The organism is Finegoldia magna ATCC 29328, from assembly GCF_000010185.1.
Taxonomy (GTDB): domain Bacteria; phylum Bacillota; class Clostridia; order Tissierellales; family Peptoniphilaceae; genus Finegoldia; species Finegoldia magna_H.
This window is the reverse complement of sequence record NC_010376.1, coordinates 385,191-404,802: the sequence shown is the minus strand read 5'-3', so window position 1 is coordinate 404,802 and position 19,612 is coordinate 385,191. Positions and strand designations below refer to the sequence as shown.

The window sequence follows — 19,612 nt, the reverse complement described above, 5'->3', positions numbered from 1 at the left end:
TTCCCTCCTATTTTAATCCCGCATTGGCTTTTTGAGCTACGTTCAATGCGTTTTTGGCTGCTGTAGTGGAATAAGTTGCACCACTTAGAGCTTGAATTTCGTTGTCAGCTTGTGGTTTTTTCACAGCTGATATTTCTTTTTCCATAGATTTTCCAATAACTGAATTTACGAATTCTGGATCTCCAATTCTACTTCCAATTCCTGGAGTTTCTTGTGATTCAAGAATTGAATATCCAACGATTTTATTTTCATTGTTTACACCAAATACGAAAACAACATTTCCTGAATATCCACCAGCTCCAATTGCTTTGTATACATGACCTACAGGTTTTCCACCTTTGATAGCTTCTTGTACGTCATCTAAATTTTCGTCTTTTGCTTTCAAATCTTTGATTTTTGCTTCATCAAGTGGTTTAAAAGATTCCGCTTCAGGAAAAGCTACTTTCAAAGATTTTTTATAATTTTCTAATCTCTTAGCTTCGATAATCGGTTCTGTAACTTGGTTTGCAAATGCAAGCACTAACGCACTTATTGCTGTTATTATGAACAATCTAATAGCTAAATTTATTGAACTTCTCATATTCCTTGTTTACCTCCTCTACCAATTGGTGTTGGAACTGTATATTGATCGATAAATGGTACAGCACAGTTCATGAAGATTATCGCATAAGATACACCTTCTGGAAGGTTACCAAATTGTCTTATAATCGCTGTGAAGAAACCACAACCAATAGCAAATATAATTTGTCCTTTTGGAGTAACTGGACTAGTTGAATAATCTGTAGCCATGTAGAATGCTCCCAAGATTAAACCACCAATAAATATGTTCATAAAAGCGTCTTGAATTCCTACGCCACAAATAAGTAATGTAACAAATGTTGTTGCGATGTAAACTAATGGAATTCTAAGATTGATTACTCTTCTGTATAATAGATAAGCTACACCGATAAGTAATGCTATTGCACTTACTTCCCCGATTGTACCACCCATGTGTCCTATGATGGCATTCATAAAACCAACTGGTTGACCGCCTGATAAAACTGTCGCATAACTTTCAGCGTCCACTGCTTTTTGTGTTAGTGGAGCAGTGTAGTTACTCATTGCTTGTGCCCAACTTGCCATCAAGAAAGCACGTCCTGCTAATGCAGGGTTCATGAAGTTTGAACCAATTCCTCCAAATAATTGTTTTACAATTATGATTGAAAATACCGATCCTATAACAATCATTGGAATTGGCAAAGTAACTGGAACGTTGTAAGCCAAAAGCATACCTGTTACAACAGCTGATAAATCGCTAATTGTAGAAGGTTGTTTCATTATTTTTTGATAACAATATTCTGATAATACACAAGCTATAACTGCTGATAATACCAAAACTAAACTTCTCATTCCGAATTCGTAAACACTCACTATCAAAGCAGGAATTAAAGCGATGATAACATCAAGCATAATTCTTTGAATAGATACTGCACTTCTTTGATGAGGAGCAGCTTCTACGATTAAATGAGATAAGTCGTATTCTTTTTGTATAATTTCTTTATTTTCCATAGACTATCCCCTTTTCCTTTGTTGTGCTTTTAATTGAGTCTTTGCGTGTACAATTGCTTCAACTAATGGTCTGTTTGATGGACAAATATAGCTGCAAGTACCACATTCGATACAATCATTCAAATGCATTTTTTCTGCTCCTTCAAAATCACCATTCAATGATTTTAATTGTAAGAACAATGGTAATAAGCCGATAGGACATACATCCACGCACTTAGCACATTTAATACAAGGTTCTGGAGAAGCAAGAGTTGCATCTTTTTCGTTCATGCAAATAATTCCACCTGTTGTTTTAACAGTTGGAGCTTCCAAATTGTATTGGCAAGCACCCATCATAGGTCCACCAACTACAATCTTATACGGTGTTTCTTTGAATCCGTCGCAATAATCTACTAAATCTTTGAATTTAGTACCTACTGGAACGTATATATTTTTAGGTTCTTTGATAGCTGAACCTGTCATTGTCACAATTCTATGAGTCAAAGGAATACTATGAACTACAGCATCGTAAATCGCCATAGCACTTGAAATATTCAAACCTTGAACTCCTCTTTCGTTTGATCTTTGAGCTTTCGAAATCTTCTTACCAGTAATTGCATTGATAAGTCTTCTTTCGTCCCCTTGTGGGTATTTTGTTTTAACAGAGCAAATCGAAATATTTTTCTCATCCTTAGCGGCATTTTTCAAAATTCCGATAGCTTTTTGTTTGTTATCCTCAACCCCTATGTATCCTTTGTCGCAATCCATCAATTTCATGATAATTTTCAATCCACCGATAGCTTTTTGAGGATATAATTCCATGTTAAGTTGGTCACTAGTTAAATAAGGTTCACATTCTGCCCCGTTTAAGATAACTTGCTCGATTTTTACATCGGGTTTTTTATTCATCTTAAGATGTGTAGGGAATCCTGCTCCACCCAAACCTACTATACCAGCTTCTTTTATTCTCTCTAGGATAACTTCTTTTGATAATTGTGTAAAATCATCATTTGTTTCAGTGTATCCTAACTCGTTTAAACCGTCTGATTCGATTACTACGACTTCACCTTTTTGACCATTTGACAATACCATTTGCTCAATTTTCATAACCTTTCCACTAACTGAACTGTGAACAGGCGCTGAAATAGTCGCTTTAGATTCACCAATTTTTTGGCCCACTTTAACCTCGTCGCCTACTTTTACTATAGGTGTACAAGGCGCACCAATGTGTTGATGCAATGGGATGTAAACCATTTTAGGTTCAAAATTTGTATCTAAAGGACAATTTTGAGTGTAGGATTTATGATCATCCATGTGAAATCCGCCCTTAAAAGTCAGATTTTCTAAACTCATTTTTTCACCCCTTTAATAAAATAAAAAATGGTGCAGAGAAAGAGACTTGAACTCTTACGGGATTACTCCCACTGCCCCCTCAAGACAGCGTGTCTACCATTCCACCACCCCTGCGTGATAAAGACCTTTATGAAAAGGCCTTTTAATATTTGTTAATAATATTTTTGATTAATTTAATGTAGTTTTTCGCCCAAACTTTGAAACTTTTGTGCATATTTTCTTCTAGCTTAGTATCTTCGTAGAAAATTTTGTAAATATTGTATTGGTTTTCAACCTTTACAACGTAGTATTTCGTCTCAGAAGATGGAATATCGTCTAAAGTTTGACCATCTTTCGAAAAAGATTCGTTCGATAACCATTCTTTTACATTTCCAATTCCACCGTTGTAAGCAGCAATCGCCAAATCGTGGTTTTTGAAATGATGTAACAAGTACGATAAATATGCAGTACCCATTTCGATGTTTTTGTCAGGTTTTTTCAAATCATCTACTGTAAAGTGAGTATTTCTCATATTGTTAATACTTTCAGCAGTGTCTGGCATCAATTGCATAAGCCCTAAAGCTCCAGCCTTTGATTTTACACTTGGATCAAAGTTAGATTCAACTTTAATGACACTCATAACCAAAAGTGGATCAACGTTGTATTCTTTTGAGTATGTATTAACTAAATCTACATATTTAACTGGTCTTGTCATAGTAGAATAAGCACTCACGCCAAATCCAACTAAAAACACAATCACAATAATTGAAATAATCGTGATTAAAAATCTTTTAATAAATTTCATAATTTTTCCCTATCTATTAGTTCGTCAACTTTGAGTATTAAATCTGATTCAGTCGTGTTGTTTACAATAACTTCGTCAAATTCGCTAATTTTTTTCTCATAATCTAGCTGAGAATTAATTCTTGTAACCGCAGTATCGTAATCAAAGTTGTTTCTATCGATTATTCTTTGAATTCTAATGTCCCTATCAGCTACAACTACCCAATCTTCATCGACGTTGATATATTTGTCAACCAAATTTTTGCTTTCCAAATACATAGAAATTTCTAGAAAAATCAAATCAGACTTTTCCTTCTTAATTCTTTTTACTACTCTTAATATTATATCAGTATGTGTCAATTCTTCAAGCTTTTTTAATAATGTTTTTGAATTAAATACAAGTTTGGAAAGTTTTTTTCTATCTATGTCAGAATTTTCGTCTAAAATTTCTTTTCCAAACTCATCAATAAGCTTGTAATAAAGATCTGTACCTTGCTCATAGATTTGGTGAGTAATCTCATCCAAATCTATTACAACAAAGCCTTTTTCTCTAATTCTTCTGCACACCGTACTTTTCCCGCTTGCGATATTTCCACAAACTACGATGATTTTTTTATTTTGCATCATACCAATTATCTGCACTGTTTACATCAATCTTCATATCGACTTTCAAATCAACAGCATGTGTCATGACATCTTTCATTATTTCAAGAACTTTTTCTCGTTCGTCTTTTGGACAATCAACAATAAGCTCATCGTGAACCTGCAAAATCAATTTTGCTTTAAGTTTTTCTTCGTTCAATCTATTGTAGAATTTGACCATAGCAACTTTGATGATATCCGCTGCTGATCCTTGGATTGGCGTATTAAGTGCCACACGTTCCCCAAAACTTCTAACATTGTAGTTTTTGGATTTCAATTCTGGAATGTATCTTCTTCTATTCATAATAGTTTCAACGTAGCCTTTTTCCTTGCCAATTGCAACTATATCTTCCATGTATTGTTTGATACCTTTGTAAGTGTCCAAATAATTTTCGATGTATTCTTTGGCTTCTTTTCTAGTTATATGCAAATCTTTACTTAAAGAATAATCTCCAATTCCGTAAACAATACCGAAGTTTACAGCCTTTGCGTTGGATCTTTGAAGTGATGTTACTTTATCAAAATCAACCTTGAACACTTCGCTGGCAGTTTTTCTGTGAATATCCGCACCGTGCTTGAATGCATCAAGCATAACCTCATCATTTGCCAAATCAGCCAACACTCTAAGCTCTATTTGGGAATAATCCGCATCCAGCAGCATATTTCCTTCGCTTGGAACAAATGCTTTTCTAATGAGTCTTCCTTCTTCAGTTCTGATAGGAATGTTTTGCAAGTTAGGATTAGTTGAGCTAATTCTTCCAGTTTGTGCGATAGTTTGTTGGAAAGTCGTGTGGATTTTGCCGTCTTTTTTGATTAAATCCACCATTCCATCGATATATGTTGTTTTAAGTTTCGTAATTGTTCGGTATCTTAAGATGTAGTCGATAATTTCGTGTCTTCCACTTAAAGCTTCCAAAACTTCTTGGTCTGTCGATGGGCCCGTTTTGTTCTTCTTTATCACAGGAAGCTCTAAATCTTCAAACAACACTTCTGCCAATTGCTTTGATGAGTTGATGTTGATTTTCTTTCCGATAAGTTCTTCAACACTTTTTTCGATTGATTTTATCTCATCTTCGAAAAGTTCTCCCATCTCGACCAAAGTTTCTTTCTTGACACAAACTCCCGTAAATTCCATGTCACACAAAACTTTTATCAAAGGAATTTCAACATCTCTGTACAGATGCATCATATCTTCTTCTTCTATTTCTGAAATCTTTTCGTACAATTTGTTCGTGAACATCATGTATTTCACAACGTAATTGTCGATTTCTTTCTCGTCAGATTCCAAAATAGTCTTCTTGGATTTGCCTTTTCCTGTAATATCTTCAAGCGGCTTGAAATCATATCCGATAACTTTCGGGTCAGATCTTTCCATGCTATAACTTGTCTTGGATGGATCGAGCAAATATTCAATGATTACAACATCATCGTAATTGTACGAAATGTCGATACCATATCGCATTAAGTGATAAATACATGGTTTGATATCAAATGAAAGCTTGTTGATATCTTTCGATTCGAATTCTTCCTTGAATGATTCTACAAGTTCTACGTTTCTTGTAATATACACCTTGTCAGTGTAAATAGCAAAAATCACAGGCTCATTGTCCACATAATAATCATCATTGAACAATGCAAAAGTAAACTTTTTGTTCTCTTTAATATAAGCTTTAATTTCATCTACTTTTTCATCTAAGTTTTCATATTCAAACTTTTCATTAGATTCTTCGTTTGGAAGTTTTTTGATAAAACTGTTGAATTCAAGTTTAGTAAGGACTTCAATCAAATGATCATTGTCAGCTTCTTTTATAGTACAATCCTCGATTCCAAATCCCATTAAATCTTCGGGAACATCTGTATTAATCGTTCCAAGTTCTCTACTCAAATATGCAATGTCTTCTCCATCAATGACTTTTTGCTTAGTTTTCTTGCCGGAAATTTCATCGACATGCTCGTACAATCCTTCAATACTTCCGTATTTTTGAATGTATTTAAGTGCAGTCTTTTCTCCAACTCCATCAATTCCTGGAATATTGTCCGATTTATCTCCCATCAAACCTTTCAAATCAATCATTTGTTTAGGAGTAATTCCGTATTCTTCTTTCAAAACATCTACATCGTAGATTTTTGTTTCAGTGATTCCTCTTTTTGTAAGGACAACTTTTGTGTTGTCGTCAATAAGTTGCAAATAATCCTTGTCACCAGTCAACAAATACACATCGTAATCTTTTGATGAAGCTTGTTTTGCCAATGTTCCTGCGATGTCGTCTGCTTCATATCCTTTCAAATCAATGTATGAAACTCCCATCGCTTTCAACAATTCTTTTAACATATCGAATTGGCCGATTAATTCTTCCGGAGTTTCTTGACGATTGCCCTTGTATTCAGAATATTTTTCGTGCCTGAAAGTTGGTTCTTTTCTATCAAAACACACAACTACAAGATCTGGATTGATTTTTCCCATAACAGAATAATACATATTCATAAATCCAAACACACCATTAGTGTGAATCCCATCTTTTGTTGTCAAATCTCTGATAGCATAAAAACCTCTGAATAAAAGAGATGAGCCGTCAATAATTAAAGCTTTTTTTGACATTTTATAATCCCTTGTTTTCTTTTTCGAAAGCCATTATCTTGTCAACTCTTCTTTGGTGACGACCAGCTTCGAATTCATTTTCCAAGAAAGTTTTGATGATAAGTTTAGCAACCTCATCTCCAATTACACGCGCTCCAATGCAAAGCACATTTGCATTATTGTGATTTCTGCTCATTTTCGCACTGTACACATCAGACACACAAGCCGCTCTTATTCCTTCGAATTTGTTCGCAGCCAAGCTCATGCCAATACCTGTTCCACAAATCAAAATTCCCAAATCAGAATTTCCTTTTTGGATTTCTTCGCAAACTTTCTTTGCATAATCTGGATAATCTACTGAATCAGCTGAATTTGTTCCCAAATCCACAACTTCATTTCCCAAACTTTTTATATATTCAACCATTGAATCTTTTAATTCAAATCCACCGTGATCGGCTGCTATTGCTATTTTCATAAAAACCTCCAAATATATTATTACCTACATTTTATAATATGTTCATATATTTATCAATTATTTGAAGAATTACACATTTTATGGTAAAATATAGTTGTAAAAATATGGGGATGTCTTGGTTTCGACAGGGATATTGAAGTTTGAATAGCGAGTCGTTTTCGTCTACAAACGTAAAAAAAGGACAACTAAATATAAACGCTGAAGATAATAACTTCGCATTAGCTGCCTAATAACGGCGGCCGATTCAAAAACTAGAAAATCGTCCTGCGTTTTCTTTTTGAATCTCAACTAATGAGCAGGAACATCTCGTATATTTTCCTCTGGTATATGAGATTATTTAAGAGGATATATCGATCATAGTTTTGTCAGTTAAATTTTGATCGACGAATAAAAATTAATTGACTGCACTCGGAGAAGTTCTTAGGGATATATTTTTGGACAGGAGTTCGATTCTCCTCATCTCCACCATCAAAAAAGGTAGCCATCACGGCTACCTTTTTTTGTGTTCATTATTTCAATTCATTAATAATTACCGTTGAATTATCTCCCGCAAACACGTTGTGTTTCAAATTAGTTTGCGTGTCGATGTATTCAATACATTTGTCATCGTAAGTAAAATCAAATTTGCCTTCTTTTTTGAAAATTTCTTTTCCTTCTGCATTGTAAATTATGATTTCTCTTTTGATTCCACCGCTGTACTCACTTTTTACATTTTTCTTAAATCTTTGAAATCCTGCTGACTTAAACACCAATGCACTGCACGATGCCAAGAAAATAAGCACAACTATCAAAATTATCCATATTTTCTTTTTTACATTTTTCGTTTTGTTTTCTTCTGACATTTTACTCTCCTTATATATTTGTCCAATTTTTTGTGAAACGCTTTCCAAAATATAAAACTACGTTTTAAAATATCGTTGTTATTCATCATGATAAAACACTTTAACACGATACTATTTATCTGTTAAAAATTTCGTTTTTTATTTGACTAAACGATTCAAATATTGTTATAATATTATTATAGCAGAAACATATTGTTTTTGTACAACTTACAAAAGGAGTGATTTATTATGGCAAACGGAGTACTTCATATTCCAGGTTTCATTTATTTCGGAGAAGGAACTTTTTCAAAATTAAGTGAATTGAAAGGTAAGAAAGCAATTATTGTTACAGGTGGAAATTCTATGAAGAAAAACGGTTTCGTAGATAGAGCTTGTGAAGAATTGAAGAACGCAAATATGGAAGTATGTGTTTTTGATGGCGTTGAAGAAAATCCATCAGTTAAAACTGTTGAAGAAGGCGCTAAGAAAATGCAAGAATTCCAACCAGATTGGATAATCGCATTAGGTGGCGGTTCTGCAATGGACGCTGCAAAATGTATGTGGGCTTTTTATGAACATCCTGAATTAAAATTCGAAGACATCATTGAACCAGGATCTCTTCCAGAACTTCGTAAAAAAGCAAAATTCGTTGGTATACCATCAACTTCAGGTACTGCAAGTGAAATCACTGCATTCTCAGTTATCACTGATACTGAAAAACACATCAAATATCCATTAGTATCCGATCACATTGTTCCAGACATCGCTATTGTAGATCCTGTTCTACCATCTAAGATGCCAAAATCAGTTACAGCAAATACTGGTATGGACGTTGTAGCCCACGCTACAGAAGCATTAGTATCTAATATCGCTAACGATTATACTGACGCACTTGCAATTCACGCATTGAAATTGGTATTTGAATATTTACCAAAAGCTTGCGAAAATCCAGACGACATGGAAGCTCGTGAAAAAATGCATAATGCATCAACAATGGCAGGTATCGCATTTACATCAGCTTCACTTGGTTTAGTTCACTCATTAGCACACAAAATTGGTGGCGAATTTGGAATTACTCACGGACTTGCTAACGCAATTCTACTTCCATACATCACACAATTTAACAGAAAAGCTACTAATAAAGTTGATTGGATTGAAAAAGAATTAAACGTAAAAGATTATCCAATAGCTGTTAGAGAATTAGCTAAGAAAGTTGGCATTCCACCAACATTGAAAGAAGTTGAAGAAAAATTCGGATTTAACAAAGAAAAATTTGACGCTGTATTGGATGAAATGAGCAAGAATGCTTACGAAGATCCATGTACTTTGACAAATCCTCGTGAATCAAATCCAGAAATAGTAAAAATGATATATACTCACGCTTACAACGGCGAAGATATAACAGAATAATAAACAGCAAAAAATCCTGCATTACGCAGGATTTTTTATTGCTTATATTTGATTTTCCAAATATTCTACAAATTTTTCAATTTCCTCTTTTACATTTTCGTCTAACTTTTCAATCCATCTTTTAGGAATTGTAGAATATCCATGAATCGAGCCGCTGATACTTCCTGCAATTGCAGCTATCGTGTCAGAATCTCCCCCGTGATTTACAGCATTTATAATACAATCTTCAACGAAATTTTCTTTTGCCCAATGAATCGCATTATTAAAAGTGTTCACGATATATCCAGATGGTTTTAACAATTGCGTATCTTTTAGCTCGTGGTTTTTCCCGTTGATATTATCTCTGATAATTTGTGTGTATTCTCGTATAATTTCAGCACACATATCGTTGTTATGTGTAAGTTTTCCTTGTTTTATGTTCAGTTCTTCTGAGTTTTCGTTATCCAGTAATGCACAAGGAAGTGCTCTCATCAAGCTTCCGTTTCCAAGTGCTGTATCATCTTCTTCGATAAATATTTCGTATTGAATGTAATGTTCAATAGCACGTCTACATTGATTGCCAATATCTCTTGGATGAGTGTTGTACCATTCTACAAAAAGTTTCATTGTATTTTTTTCAAAATTATCGTTGTCATTTTTCATCAAACAATTCATAACACAAATACTCATATCGGTGTCATCGGTACATTCTCCGGCCTTCAAATCAAGCCATCCTCCACCGACAATATCTGTAATCTTGTCGTATTTTTGAGAGATTTCCACATCTGTCATAAATTCCGTCGTAGCACCCATGCTATCGCCTATCGCAAATGCATACAGCGCTCCTTTGATTCTATCTTTGTAATCAGAGTTCATTTTTTCATCTCCTTTTTTATATTATATCTCAAACCGTTCGCCATTTGAATTTATCAACCATAAAAACATTTACATAGTATAAAAATATGATAAAATAATTTTAGAGGTGAAAAAATGAAATTTACAGAATACAAATACACTAGACCAAATTTTGAAGAAGACAAAAAAAAGGTCGAAGATTTAATTAAAAGATTTAACGATTCCACAACTTCTGATGAACAAATCAAAATCATGGAAGAAATGGACAAATACAAGAAAACATTAAGCACTAATTCTAACCTTGCATACATTCGTCACACTATCGATACAAACGACGAATTCTACAAAGAAGAACAAGATTTCTTGGATGAATACATGCCACATTATTCAGTGCTTGACACTAAAATGTACGAAGCTATTAATAATTCCAAATTCAAAGACGAATTGGTTAAACATTTTGGTCAACATTTGTTTGATTTAATAAGCTGCCAATTGATTTTCAACGAAAAAGCAGTTCCATTCAAACAAAAAGAAAACCAATTAACTACTAAATACAACAAATTAATAGCATCTGCTCAAATCGAATTTGACAATAAAACATTGACATTGTCACAAATGGCTCCTTACACACAATCAAAAGATCGTGATGAAAGAAAAGCAGCTACAAGAAAAATCTCAGAATTTTTCGCAGAACACGAAAAAGAAATCGACGATATTTACGATGAAATGGTCCATGTAAGAACAGATATGGCTAAAGCTTTGGGATTTGATTCATACATTGAATACCAATACAAATCATTGATGAGAACTGATTATGACAAGAATGACGTTGCAAAATACAGAGAATTTGTCAAAAAATACGTAACACCAGTTTATCTTGAATTGAGAAAGAAACAATCCAAGAGAATCGGCATCGAAGATATGAAAGCTTACGATAACAACGTAATGTTCACTGATGGTAACGCAAAACCTCACGGAGGAAAAGACTTCTTGGTAGATAACGCTAAGAAAATGTACTCAGAATTGTCATCAGAAACTAAAAAATTCTTCGATTTTATGTATGAAAGAGAATTGTTCGATTTGGAAAGCAAAAAAGGTAAAGAAGGCGGAGGATATTGTACTACAATTGAAGATTATGAATCTCCATTCATCTTCGCAAACTTCAACGGAACTACTCACGATGTCGAAGTAATGACTCACGAAGCTGGCCACGCATTCCAAGCATACACTTCAATGGACGGAAGAATTTTCGAATACATCTGGCCAACATTTGAAGCATGTGAAATCCACTCAATGAGTATGGAATTTTTGACATGGCCATGGATGGAATTGTTCTTCGAAGAAGAAACTAACAAATTCAAATTCTCTCATTTAGACGGAGCTATTAGTTTCATTCCTTACGGAGTAACTATCGACCATTTCCAACACTTCGTATACGAAAATCCAGATGCAACAGCGGAAGAAAGAAAAGCAAAATACCACGAAATAGAATTAATGTATCGTCCAAACTTGGATTATGATGATGAATTCTTGGAAAAAGGAACTTGGTGGTACAGACAAGGTCACATCTTCAACAACCCATTCTATTACATTGATTACACATTGGCGCAAGTTTGCGCATTCCAATTCTTATTGAAATCAAGAAAGAACCGCGAAGAAGCATTCAAAGATTACCTTGAAATCTGTAAAGTTGGTGGAAGCCAATCATTCTTTGGAATAATGAAATCTGGTAATATCAAAAACCCAATGAACGATGGAGTTCTTGAAGAAATCCTTCCACAATTATTGGAAATATTAGACGAAATAGAAAAAGAATTATAATTTTGAGAGTGGACATAGTCCACTCTTTTTTTGTATATAAGAGTTGTTTTTTTTAGAAAACGTTTTATAATATAATTAAATAAATAATTAGGAGGCTTTTATGAAACGTAACAAATTGCTTGTGATTTTATTATGTACAGTGATGATGTTTTCATTCACAATGTGCAAAAATCAATCAATGAATACTTACAATTCGTATTCTGAAAGATACGGCATTGGTTCTGATGATGATTTGAAAAAGGCTATGCAGTCCATGAAAGAAAACGAAGATTATCCAATTTACAAGGATGGTAAGGAAGAATCCAAAATCCACAGACAATATCTATTGGATTTATATGAGAAAAATGATTTGTCGGCAATAAAAGCCTACATTGATAACAACAAATTACTATTAGGAAAGAATTAGAAAAAGGCGCTCAATTTTTGAGTGCCTTTTAAAATATATCTGATATTACCGATCTTATGCTATCAAATTGTTTGATTTCGAGATCGTATTTTTGTGTTAGTTTCGTGTTTTGTGAGATATAAACTTTTTTGTATCCCAATCTTTCGATTTCTTTTAATCTGGTTTCTATTTGTGGGACTCTTTTGATTTCTCCTGTCAATCCAACTTCTCCGATGAACACTACATCTGATGGAATTGGTTTGTTCATAAGTGATGATGCAATCGCCATTATTATGGACAAATTCACAGACTGTTCTTGAATTTTGATTCCACCTGTGGTTTTGATGATGACATTTTTGTCGTACATATTCATTCCAGCGCGTTCTTCCAAGATAGAAATCAAAGTGTTTAATTGGTCTTTGCGAAGACTGTCACCTATTCTTTGCGGATACGGTGTGAATGATTTGGACACCAATGCTTCCACTTCCACAACCAAAATTCGTGAACCTTCTTTTATTACAGAAAGTGCTGCACCATTTACATCTTTTTTTCTTTTCGTGACGAAATAATCAGACGCATCGGTGATTTCTTTTATTCCATCTTCTTGCATATTAAACAGTCCAATCTCACCAGTTCGACCGAATCTATTTTTCGTAGTTGTCAACAATCTCAAAGGATCGTCACTTTCACCTTCCAAATAAAGCACAGTATCCACCAAATGTTCAAGCGTTCTAAGCCCTGCCATTTCGTCTGATTTTGTCATGTGACCAACCATAATCGCTAGAGTTGGCTTTTCGGGATTTTTGCAGATTTCTACGATTTTATTCGCACATTCATCAGTTTGCACAGGAGATCCTGGGCGTGATGTGTATTCACGAAGTTGGAATGTTTGAATACTATCCAAGAAAATCACATCTGGTTTTATTTTATCGATTGAATCCAACGCATTGTCCATACTAGTTGTTGAAATCAACCAAATATTTTCCGGGATTTTCTCCATAGTTCTCATCGCTCTTTGTTTGATTTGAGATGTGGATTCTTCTCCAGAAATGTAGAGAACTTTTATGTTTTTAGAAGCCAAATCATTTGCAAGTTCCAACAGCAAAGTCGATTTCCCTGCTCCTGGTCTTGCAGTTAGAATTGACACGGAATCACGCACAAGTCCTCCGCCAAAAACTCTGTTTAATTCAGTAATCGACGATTGAATTCTTTCCGACGAATCTATCTTTACATCGACTAATTTAACTGCTTTTGAAGACTTAGTCGAACTTGTTGTTGTAGTATTTGATTTTTCATCTACGATTTCTTGTTCTTGCATAGAACCCCAGCTGTTACAACTGGGGCATTTTCCTATCCACATGGCCTGTTCATAGCCACAATTTTTGCACACGTATTTTGTTTTCTTTTTCATATTATTGTTTCACAGTCTTTTTGCGTCTTACATATCTTCTGAAGCTAACCTTGTCGTTAACCACAGTTATAGTCGTTTTTCTGTTATTGTCGATATCTCCGTTCAAAATCTTGTCTGCAAGTTCGTTTTCAATATCTGTCCTGATGAGTCTTTCAAGAGGTCTTGCTCCAAATTTCTTGTCGTATCCCTTGTCCACAAGATAATCCAAGATTTTTTCGTCGTAAGAAATTATCAAATCATTCTTCGCCATTCTATCGACCAATTCATCCATCATAAGTCCTGCAATTTCTTTTACATTTTCCTTGTTCAAATTGCTAAACACGATCACATCGTCTAATCTATTCATAAATTCTGGCTTGAACATTGACTTCATTGCATTGTTTATAGTTTCTTTGTTTCTGTTGTATTCATCAACCTCAACATCTTCTGCAGTATTAAAACCAATTACATTTTTGCTTTCAAGTTCACTTGCGCCAATGTTTGAGGTCATTATGATTACAGTATCTTTGAAATTAACCACGCGTCCTTTGGAATCTGTAAGTCTACCGTCATCCAAAACTTGTAAAAGTGTGTTGAAAACATCTGGATGGGCTTTTTCGATTTCGTCAAACAATATTACAGAATATGGTTTCGTACGCACCATATCAGTTAATTGTCCGCCATCATCGTGGCCAACATATCCTGGAGGAGATCCTATCAATTTGGAAACGGAATGTTTTTCCATATATTCTGTCATGTCGATTCTAATCATCGCATTTTCATCATTGAACAATTCTTTGGCAAGTTTCTTCGCCAAGTATGTTTTACCGACACCAGTTGGTCCAACAAATACAAATGAACCGATTGGTTTGTTCGGATTTTTGAGTCCGACACGCGCTCTTTTAATTGCATTAGAAATAGAATCGATAGCCTTGTCTTGACCGATGACAACTTTTTTCAAATTGTCAGCCAAGAACAAATATTTTTGTGATTCTGATTCTGTTAGCTTGGACACCGGAACCTTCGCCCAGCGTGACACAATATTCGCTATTTCATCGAATCCAATTTCCAATTTGTTTTCGTCTTGGTCTTCTTCTTCCATTTCTGCTTCTACTTCCTTGATGGCATCTCTTTTTTCTGCTGCAAGCAAAAAGTCGGAATTTTGAATAGCTTCTTGCTTTTCTTCTTCTAATTCTTCTAGAATTTTCGCATAATTTTTGCCACCAGTGAAGTTTTTTACTCTAACCATCGATTGAGCTTCATCTATCAAATCTATCGCCTTATCTGGCAAATATCTATCATTCAAATATCTGTGCGATAATTCAACACTCGCTTTGATTGCTTCATCACTGATTAGAACGTGGTGATGTGATTCGTATTTGTCCTTCAATCCTTCAATAACTTGAATAGAATCCGAAACAGAAGGCTCATCTACCATAATAGTTTGAAGTCTTCTTTCAAAAGCTTGGTCCTTTTCGATAGTTTTTCTGTATTCATTGATAGTTGTAGCTCCGATTATTTGCAAATCGCCTCTCGCCAATGATGGTTTCAAAATATTTGATGCATCCAGCGCACCCTCTGCACCACCTGCGCCCATCAACGAATGAAGTTCATCTATAAATAAAATTTTGTTTTCGGAATTTGACAAAGTATCGATAACTTTTTTAATTCTTTCTTCAAAATCTCCTCTGTATTTTGTCCCTGCCAACAACGCCGCCAAATCCAATGACAAAATCTCCTTGTCCTTGAAAATATCATTCACATCTCCCTTGACAATCTTGACAGCTAAGCCTTCCACGATAGCAGTCTTTCCGACACCAGGATTTCCAATCAACACAGGATTATTTTTCTTACGTCTAAGAAGTACTTGAATAATTCTTTCGATTTCTTCCTCACGACCGATACATGGATCAATCTTTCCTTCTTTCGCCATTTCATTCAAATTCTTAGTGTACTTTTCAATCTCATTTGGCTTGGAAGAATTAGCTGAATTGTCGTTGACATCTCCTCGTTCTCTCTTCATCTTCATGAAGAAATATTTACGAAGTTCCGCTGTCAATTTCATAATATCCACGCCTGTTCTCTTCATCAAATGATTAGCGTAGTTCGAACTATCCAAGCATAAAGCTGCCATAATATGTTCCGGAGTAATCGTCCTTTCGCCATAAGTGTTGGACAATTGTACAGCTTGAGTGATTATCTCCTCAAGTTTCGGGCTAATTCTTTGGTTAGTCTCATCGCTATCTCCATAACCCAACTCATCTATAATTAAATTTCTAATTTTTTCGTAATTTCCACCGTGTTTTTTCAAATATTGAGACGCCTTGAAGTCAAACTTGAACATCGCAAGTAAAACATGCTCCACTCCAAGATCAGCATGCTTCAAACTAATCGCCTCATACACAGCTTCTGTTCTCAAATTATAAATATCTGATTTTCTCAATTTTTCACCTGTCTTTCCAAAGTATCCTTGATAATTTCGCTTCTCAAAACGCCAATGTTTTGATTCAAATTATTGTTTTCGCGAAATTTTTCAAGCTTCAACTTATTCGTCTTATCGTACAAGTCAAGAATTTCATCTACATCAAAACCATCAACCATACCAAAATCCATAGCTATCAGTAAATCTCCAATCTTGTTCATCCCTTCAATTTCATCTAAAACCCTTGAATATTTGAGCATCGATACGCTCCTCAAAAGGTCATCCTTAAACTCAGGATTATTTTCGAATAAAATGCGTCTGTTTTCCATTTCCTTTCTGGAAATCGAATCAATCAACAGCGTCATATCATTAATAATATATTCAGGATCTGTCAAATGACCATTAGTAGTCAACCTATAAATCGAACTTTTCGTATTGGAATTAAAAGCTCTCTCAAACATATATCCTCTGTATCTTGCAACATCTTGAATATCGTCAATCTTTTTGAAATACTCCAAAGCCTTCAAATTCATACACACGCTCACATTCATCATACAACCTGAATCGTAGAAATCATCTGACAAATATCCAAAATCAATATCGAAAGCAAAATTCAATTTATCATTCAATTTTTCTTCGATATTCAAACATTTTTCGTAAATATCTCTCAAATTTTTCCCAAAATCGTAAGCAGTAATACAAATGTGGTCATTGTCTGCCAACGTAAACACGCATTTTTCATCGCTATTTATAATAACTTCAGGAGACACATCCTCATAATAAGCACTGGAAATGTATCCTTGTTTTCTCAGATAATCTCTGTTCGTGCTTTTAGTATCCTTAAAAGAATAAACGCTAGACTCCTTCAAATATCCCAAATTATTCAATTCTTTTTTAATATCTGATTTCATATCATCACAAGAATCCGTATCTATAACCAACATAAAATTATAGTCCGACAAATTCCTTCTCAACGACACATCAGATTTCATTACAACACTTGAATTATTCATAACATTTTTCCCTATACTCTTGTAATTTCAATTCCAAATCGTCAATCTTCATTTGAATATCGTGACACTTTTCAAACTCCTCTTTATCCATTGCTATGAAAAGCTCATCTGATAAACTATCCAACTTCTCCAAAATTTCCTTTGCCTTTTCAAAATTCTTAGGGAATTTGCCCCTGTAATATTTCGAATAACTCTTTGAATTTCTCTTATCCATGATGAAATCTCTGAAATGATCGTAACAATATTTGCAACCAATCGACGAATAATTCTTCAATTCATCAAACGGCATATTGCACACTGGACACACACTTTTATCCTCGTCTTTTTTATTTGAAGATTGTTGTACCTTTTCAAATGGCAAATGTTCCACCACATCAGAAATTTGTTTTGCGATTTCTTCAAAAAGCTCATTATTATCATTCAATTGTTTATCAGAATCAAACTTGAAATCTGAATTCGAAATAATCTCATTCTTCAAATTATTCATATATTCTTCATAGCAATCATGACACAAATTCACATCACGAGCACCAAAAGGTCCCACGATCTTTACTTGAATAAAAGCCGGTTTGCCACAATTATCGCAATTCATATAATCACCTCTATCTCATAAAAGCCAACAACATATTCTTCAACAAATCAGCCCTCAGAATATTCCTATCATTAAAATCCACCTTCGACAAAGTATTATCCTCCAAAGCATGAACCATAACCAAAGCTTCCCTTTCAGTTATCAAATCCTCATCCAAAAGCATATTAATAATATTGTTCGACTTATCCTTCGTAATTCTATCTCCAATAACATTTTCGACAATCTCCTTAATCGGATTACTGTCTTTAATTGTTAATTTTATTATTTTAACATATCCACTTCCACCGCGTCTACTTTCAATATAATAACCCTTGTAAGGAGTAAATCTAGTAGTCAGAACGTAATTAATTTGCGATGGAGCGCAATTAAATTGATTGGCAAGATCATTTCTGCCTATTTCAATGAAATCATCGTCAGTATTACTCAACAATTCCTTCAAAAAAGCTTCAATGCTGTTACTAAGCCCTGCCATACTATCACCTCTTTTGACTTTCTCTGACTAATTGAATAAAAAAAATTTATCTTTCTTAAATTATACCATCTTTGACCTTTCACTTCAACAACAAAATCCTACAACATTTCTAATATTTTCAAAAGAAAAAGGAAAGCTTAAAAAAGCTTCCCCAATTAAATTATATTCCTACAAAAACTTCTACGATTTTTTCTATTTTTTCGAGAATATTTTGTTTTTTCTTTTCTCTTGCACCGTGCCTACGAGATGTTGGTGGCAAAATTTTATCCAATCCAGTACCAGCGTAATCCACGAAACCTTTCGCTATTGATTTGTTGATAAAATGATATGCTCCTTCTTTCAATTTTTCATCTTCGATAAGAGATTCAACCTTCTTTTCTTTTTCTTTTCTTGCGAATGAATAGAAAGTTTCCAATATATCATCATTATCTTTCAATTCTGATAATCTTGTCTTGTTAATAAAATCCATCACCAAATCTTCCTTAGCTCTCGTTCCCAAACTGGATCTTATAACTCTACGAACTTCTGCTTTTAAGTTTTCAACATCCTCATGTTCTTTGGATTTTTCCAAAATCAAAGCCAAAATATAATCCAAGTTTATCTCATCAGTCTTCAACAAATCAATTTGAAATTCTACATCCGAGAAATCAACCTGTTGTTCTTCAGAATCTCCTGAACATCTTGAATTCACGATATTTTCTCTAATATCAACATACACACTCTTCATGTCTTGCATTAATCTGTCGGAAATAATTTTGTCGAAACTTTCAAACTCATCGAAATTTTTCAGAATATTTTCCGATTTCAACAATTCACCAAAAAGTTGTACGAATTCCTTCTTATCAGCCTCCAAGAAAATCTCAGTTGTGTCTGGGAATTTTGCAACAATTTCATTACAAATATCCTTGTATCCTCTGGTTACTTTGCCAGTTTCCTCATCTGTAAAACCTTCCATATATTCTTCGTAGCTTTTTTCAAGAATAATATTCACGCTATTTTCATCGCCAAATGTTTTAATAGCATCTTCAGTAGCCTTTTCCAAATCTCTGAAACACACAATATTTCCAAAAGTTTTAATTCTATAGTTTTTTATTATTTTTAATTTTATTACTGTT

Annotated in this window: 18 protein-coding genes, 1 tRNA gene and 1 other RNA gene; 4 read left to right on the top strand and 16 right to left on the bottom strand. The window is 34.1% G+C overall.

The window, feature by feature from the left end; all coding sequences use genetic code 11:
- Positions 1-7 precede the first annotated feature (7 nt).
- The 8 genes from FMG_RS01860 to rpiB all read right to left on the bottom strand — a co-directional run bounded on the left by FMG_RS01860 (position 8) and on the right by rpiB (position 7,337).
- Positions 8-580 carry an FMN-binding protein gene (locus FMG_RS01860; protein WP_012290349.1) on the bottom strand — a complete coding sequence of 191 codons (573 nt, stop codon included), beginning with the start codon at positions 578-580 and terminating at the stop codon, positions 8-10.
- Positions 577-1,548 (bottom strand): RnfABCDGE type electron transport complex subunit D, encoded by a 972-nt coding sequence (locus tag FMG_RS01855; RefSeq protein ID WP_012290348.1) that lies wholly within the window; start codon positions 1,546-1,548, stop codon positions 577-579. The genes FMG_RS01860 and FMG_RS01855 overlap by 4 nt, the downstream gene beginning before the upstream one ends.
- 3 nt (positions 1,549-1,551) lie before the next feature.
- The gene (gene rsxC, locus FMG_RS01850) at positions 1,552-2,880 is read right to left on the bottom strand and encodes an electron transport complex subunit RsxC (RefSeq protein WP_002841223.1); all 1,329 of its coding nucleotides are present in this window, start codon (positions 2,878-2,880) and stop codon (positions 1,552-1,554) included.
- A gap of 28 nt (positions 2,881-2,908) precedes the next feature.
- Positions 2,909-2,994, bottom strand: a tRNA-Leu gene (locus FMG_RS01845).
- A gap of 28 nt (positions 2,995-3,022) precedes the next feature.
- A complete protein-coding gene (locus FMG_RS01840; RefSeq protein WP_012290347.1) occupies positions 3,023-3,664 on the bottom strand; it encodes a lytic transglycosylase domain-containing protein in 642 nt (213 codons plus the stop codon).
- Positions 3,661-4,269, bottom strand: a complete 609-nt coding sequence (coaE, locus tag FMG_RS01835; RefSeq protein WP_227930526.1) for a dephospho-CoA kinase — start codon at positions 4,267-4,269, stop codon at positions 3,661-3,663. The genes FMG_RS01840 and coaE overlap by 4 nt, the downstream gene beginning before the upstream one ends.
- Positions 4,256-6,883 (bottom strand): DNA polymerase I, encoded by a 2,628-nt coding sequence (polA, locus tag FMG_RS01830; RefSeq protein ID WP_012290345.1) that lies wholly within the window; start codon positions 6,881-6,883, stop codon positions 4,256-4,258. The genes coaE and polA overlap by 14 nt, the downstream gene beginning before the upstream one ends.
- A 1-nt stretch (position 6,884) precedes the next feature.
- Positions 6,885-7,337 carry a ribose 5-phosphate isomerase B gene (gene rpiB, locus FMG_RS01825; RefSeq protein ID WP_002841275.1) on the bottom strand — a complete coding sequence of 151 codons (453 nt, stop codon included), beginning with the start codon at positions 7,335-7,337 and terminating at the stop codon, positions 6,885-6,887.
- A 106-nt stretch (positions 7,338-7,443) separates the two neighbouring features.
- On the opposite strand from rpiB, the gene ssrA reads away from it, so the two are divergent.
- Positions 7,444-7,805, top strand: a transfer-messenger RNA (tmRNA) gene (ssrA, locus tag FMG_RS09530).
- A 41-nt stretch (positions 7,806-7,846) separates the two neighbouring features.
- On the opposite strand, the gene FMG_RS01820 is transcribed toward ssrA, so the two are convergent.
- Positions 7,847-8,179, bottom strand: a complete 333-nt coding sequence (locus FMG_RS01820; RefSeq protein ID WP_002838816.1) for a hypothetical protein — start codon at positions 8,177-8,179, stop codon at positions 7,847-7,849.
- A 228-nt stretch (positions 8,180-8,407) separates the two neighbouring features.
- On the opposite strand from FMG_RS01820, the gene FMG_RS01815 reads away from it, so the two are divergent.
- Positions 8,408-9,568 (top strand): iron-containing alcohol dehydrogenase, encoded by a 1,161-nt coding sequence (locus FMG_RS01815; protein WP_002840542.1) that lies wholly within the window; start codon positions 8,408-8,410, stop codon positions 9,566-9,568.
- Positions 9,569-9,610: 42 nt separating this feature from the next.
- Here the strand turns inward: FMG_RS01815 and FMG_RS01810 are convergent, their stop codons facing one another.
- Positions 9,611-10,423, bottom strand: a complete 813-nt coding sequence (locus tag FMG_RS01810; RefSeq protein WP_012290344.1) for an ADP-ribosylglycohydrolase family protein — start codon at positions 10,421-10,423, stop codon at positions 9,611-9,613.
- A gap of 114 nt (positions 10,424-10,537) precedes the next feature.
- Between FMG_RS01810 and FMG_RS01805 the strand changes: the two genes are divergently transcribed.
- Positions 10,538-12,223, top strand: a complete 1,686-nt coding sequence (locus FMG_RS01805; protein ID WP_012290343.1) for a M3 family oligoendopeptidase — start codon at positions 10,538-10,540, stop codon at positions 12,221-12,223.
- 100 nt (positions 12,224-12,323) lie between these two features.
- Positions 12,324-12,629 (top strand): hypothetical protein, encoded by a 306-nt coding sequence (locus FMG_RS01800; protein WP_012290342.1) that lies wholly within the window; start codon positions 12,324-12,326, stop codon positions 12,627-12,629.
- 28 nt (positions 12,630-12,657) lie between these two features.
- On the opposite strand, the gene radA is transcribed toward FMG_RS01800, so the two are convergent.
- From radA to FMG_RS01770, 6 genes are all read right to left on the bottom strand, one after another.
- The gene (gene radA, locus FMG_RS01795; protein ID WP_012290341.1) at positions 12,658-14,019 is read right to left on the bottom strand and encodes a DNA repair protein RadA; all 1,362 of its coding nucleotides are present in this window, start codon (positions 14,017-14,019) and stop codon (positions 12,658-12,660) included.
- A 1-nt stretch (position 14,020) separates the two neighbouring features.
- The gene (locus FMG_RS01790; protein ID WP_012290340.1) at positions 14,021-16,441 is read right to left on the bottom strand and encodes an ATP-dependent Clp protease ATP-binding subunit; all 2,421 of its coding nucleotides are present in this window, start codon (positions 16,439-16,441) and stop codon (positions 14,021-14,023) included.
- On the bottom strand, positions 16,438-17,433 hold the full coding sequence (locus tag FMG_RS01785) for a guanido phosphotransferase (RefSeq protein WP_012290339.1): 996 nt from the start codon (positions 17,431-17,433) through the stop codon (positions 16,438-16,440). Before FMG_RS01785 ends, FMG_RS01790 begins: the two co-directional genes overlap by 4 nt.
- Complete coding sequence (locus FMG_RS01780; protein ID WP_012290338.1) at positions 17,426-18,025, bottom strand: hypothetical protein; 600 nt, start codon at positions 18,023-18,025, stop codon at positions 17,426-17,428. Before FMG_RS01780 ends, FMG_RS01785 begins: the two co-directional genes overlap by 8 nt.
- 10 nt (positions 18,026-18,035) lie before the next feature.
- Entirely contained in the window at positions 18,036-18,497 is a 462-nt protein-coding gene (locus FMG_RS01775) for a CtsR family transcriptional regulator (protein WP_002840604.1), read from the bottom strand.
- Positions 18,498-18,657: 160 nt separating this feature from the next.
- Entirely contained in the window at positions 18,658-19,554 is an 897-nt protein-coding gene (locus FMG_RS01770; RefSeq protein WP_012290337.1) for a type I restriction endonuclease subunit R, EcoR124 family, read from the bottom strand.
- Positions 19,555-19,612: the final 58 nt, after the last annotated feature.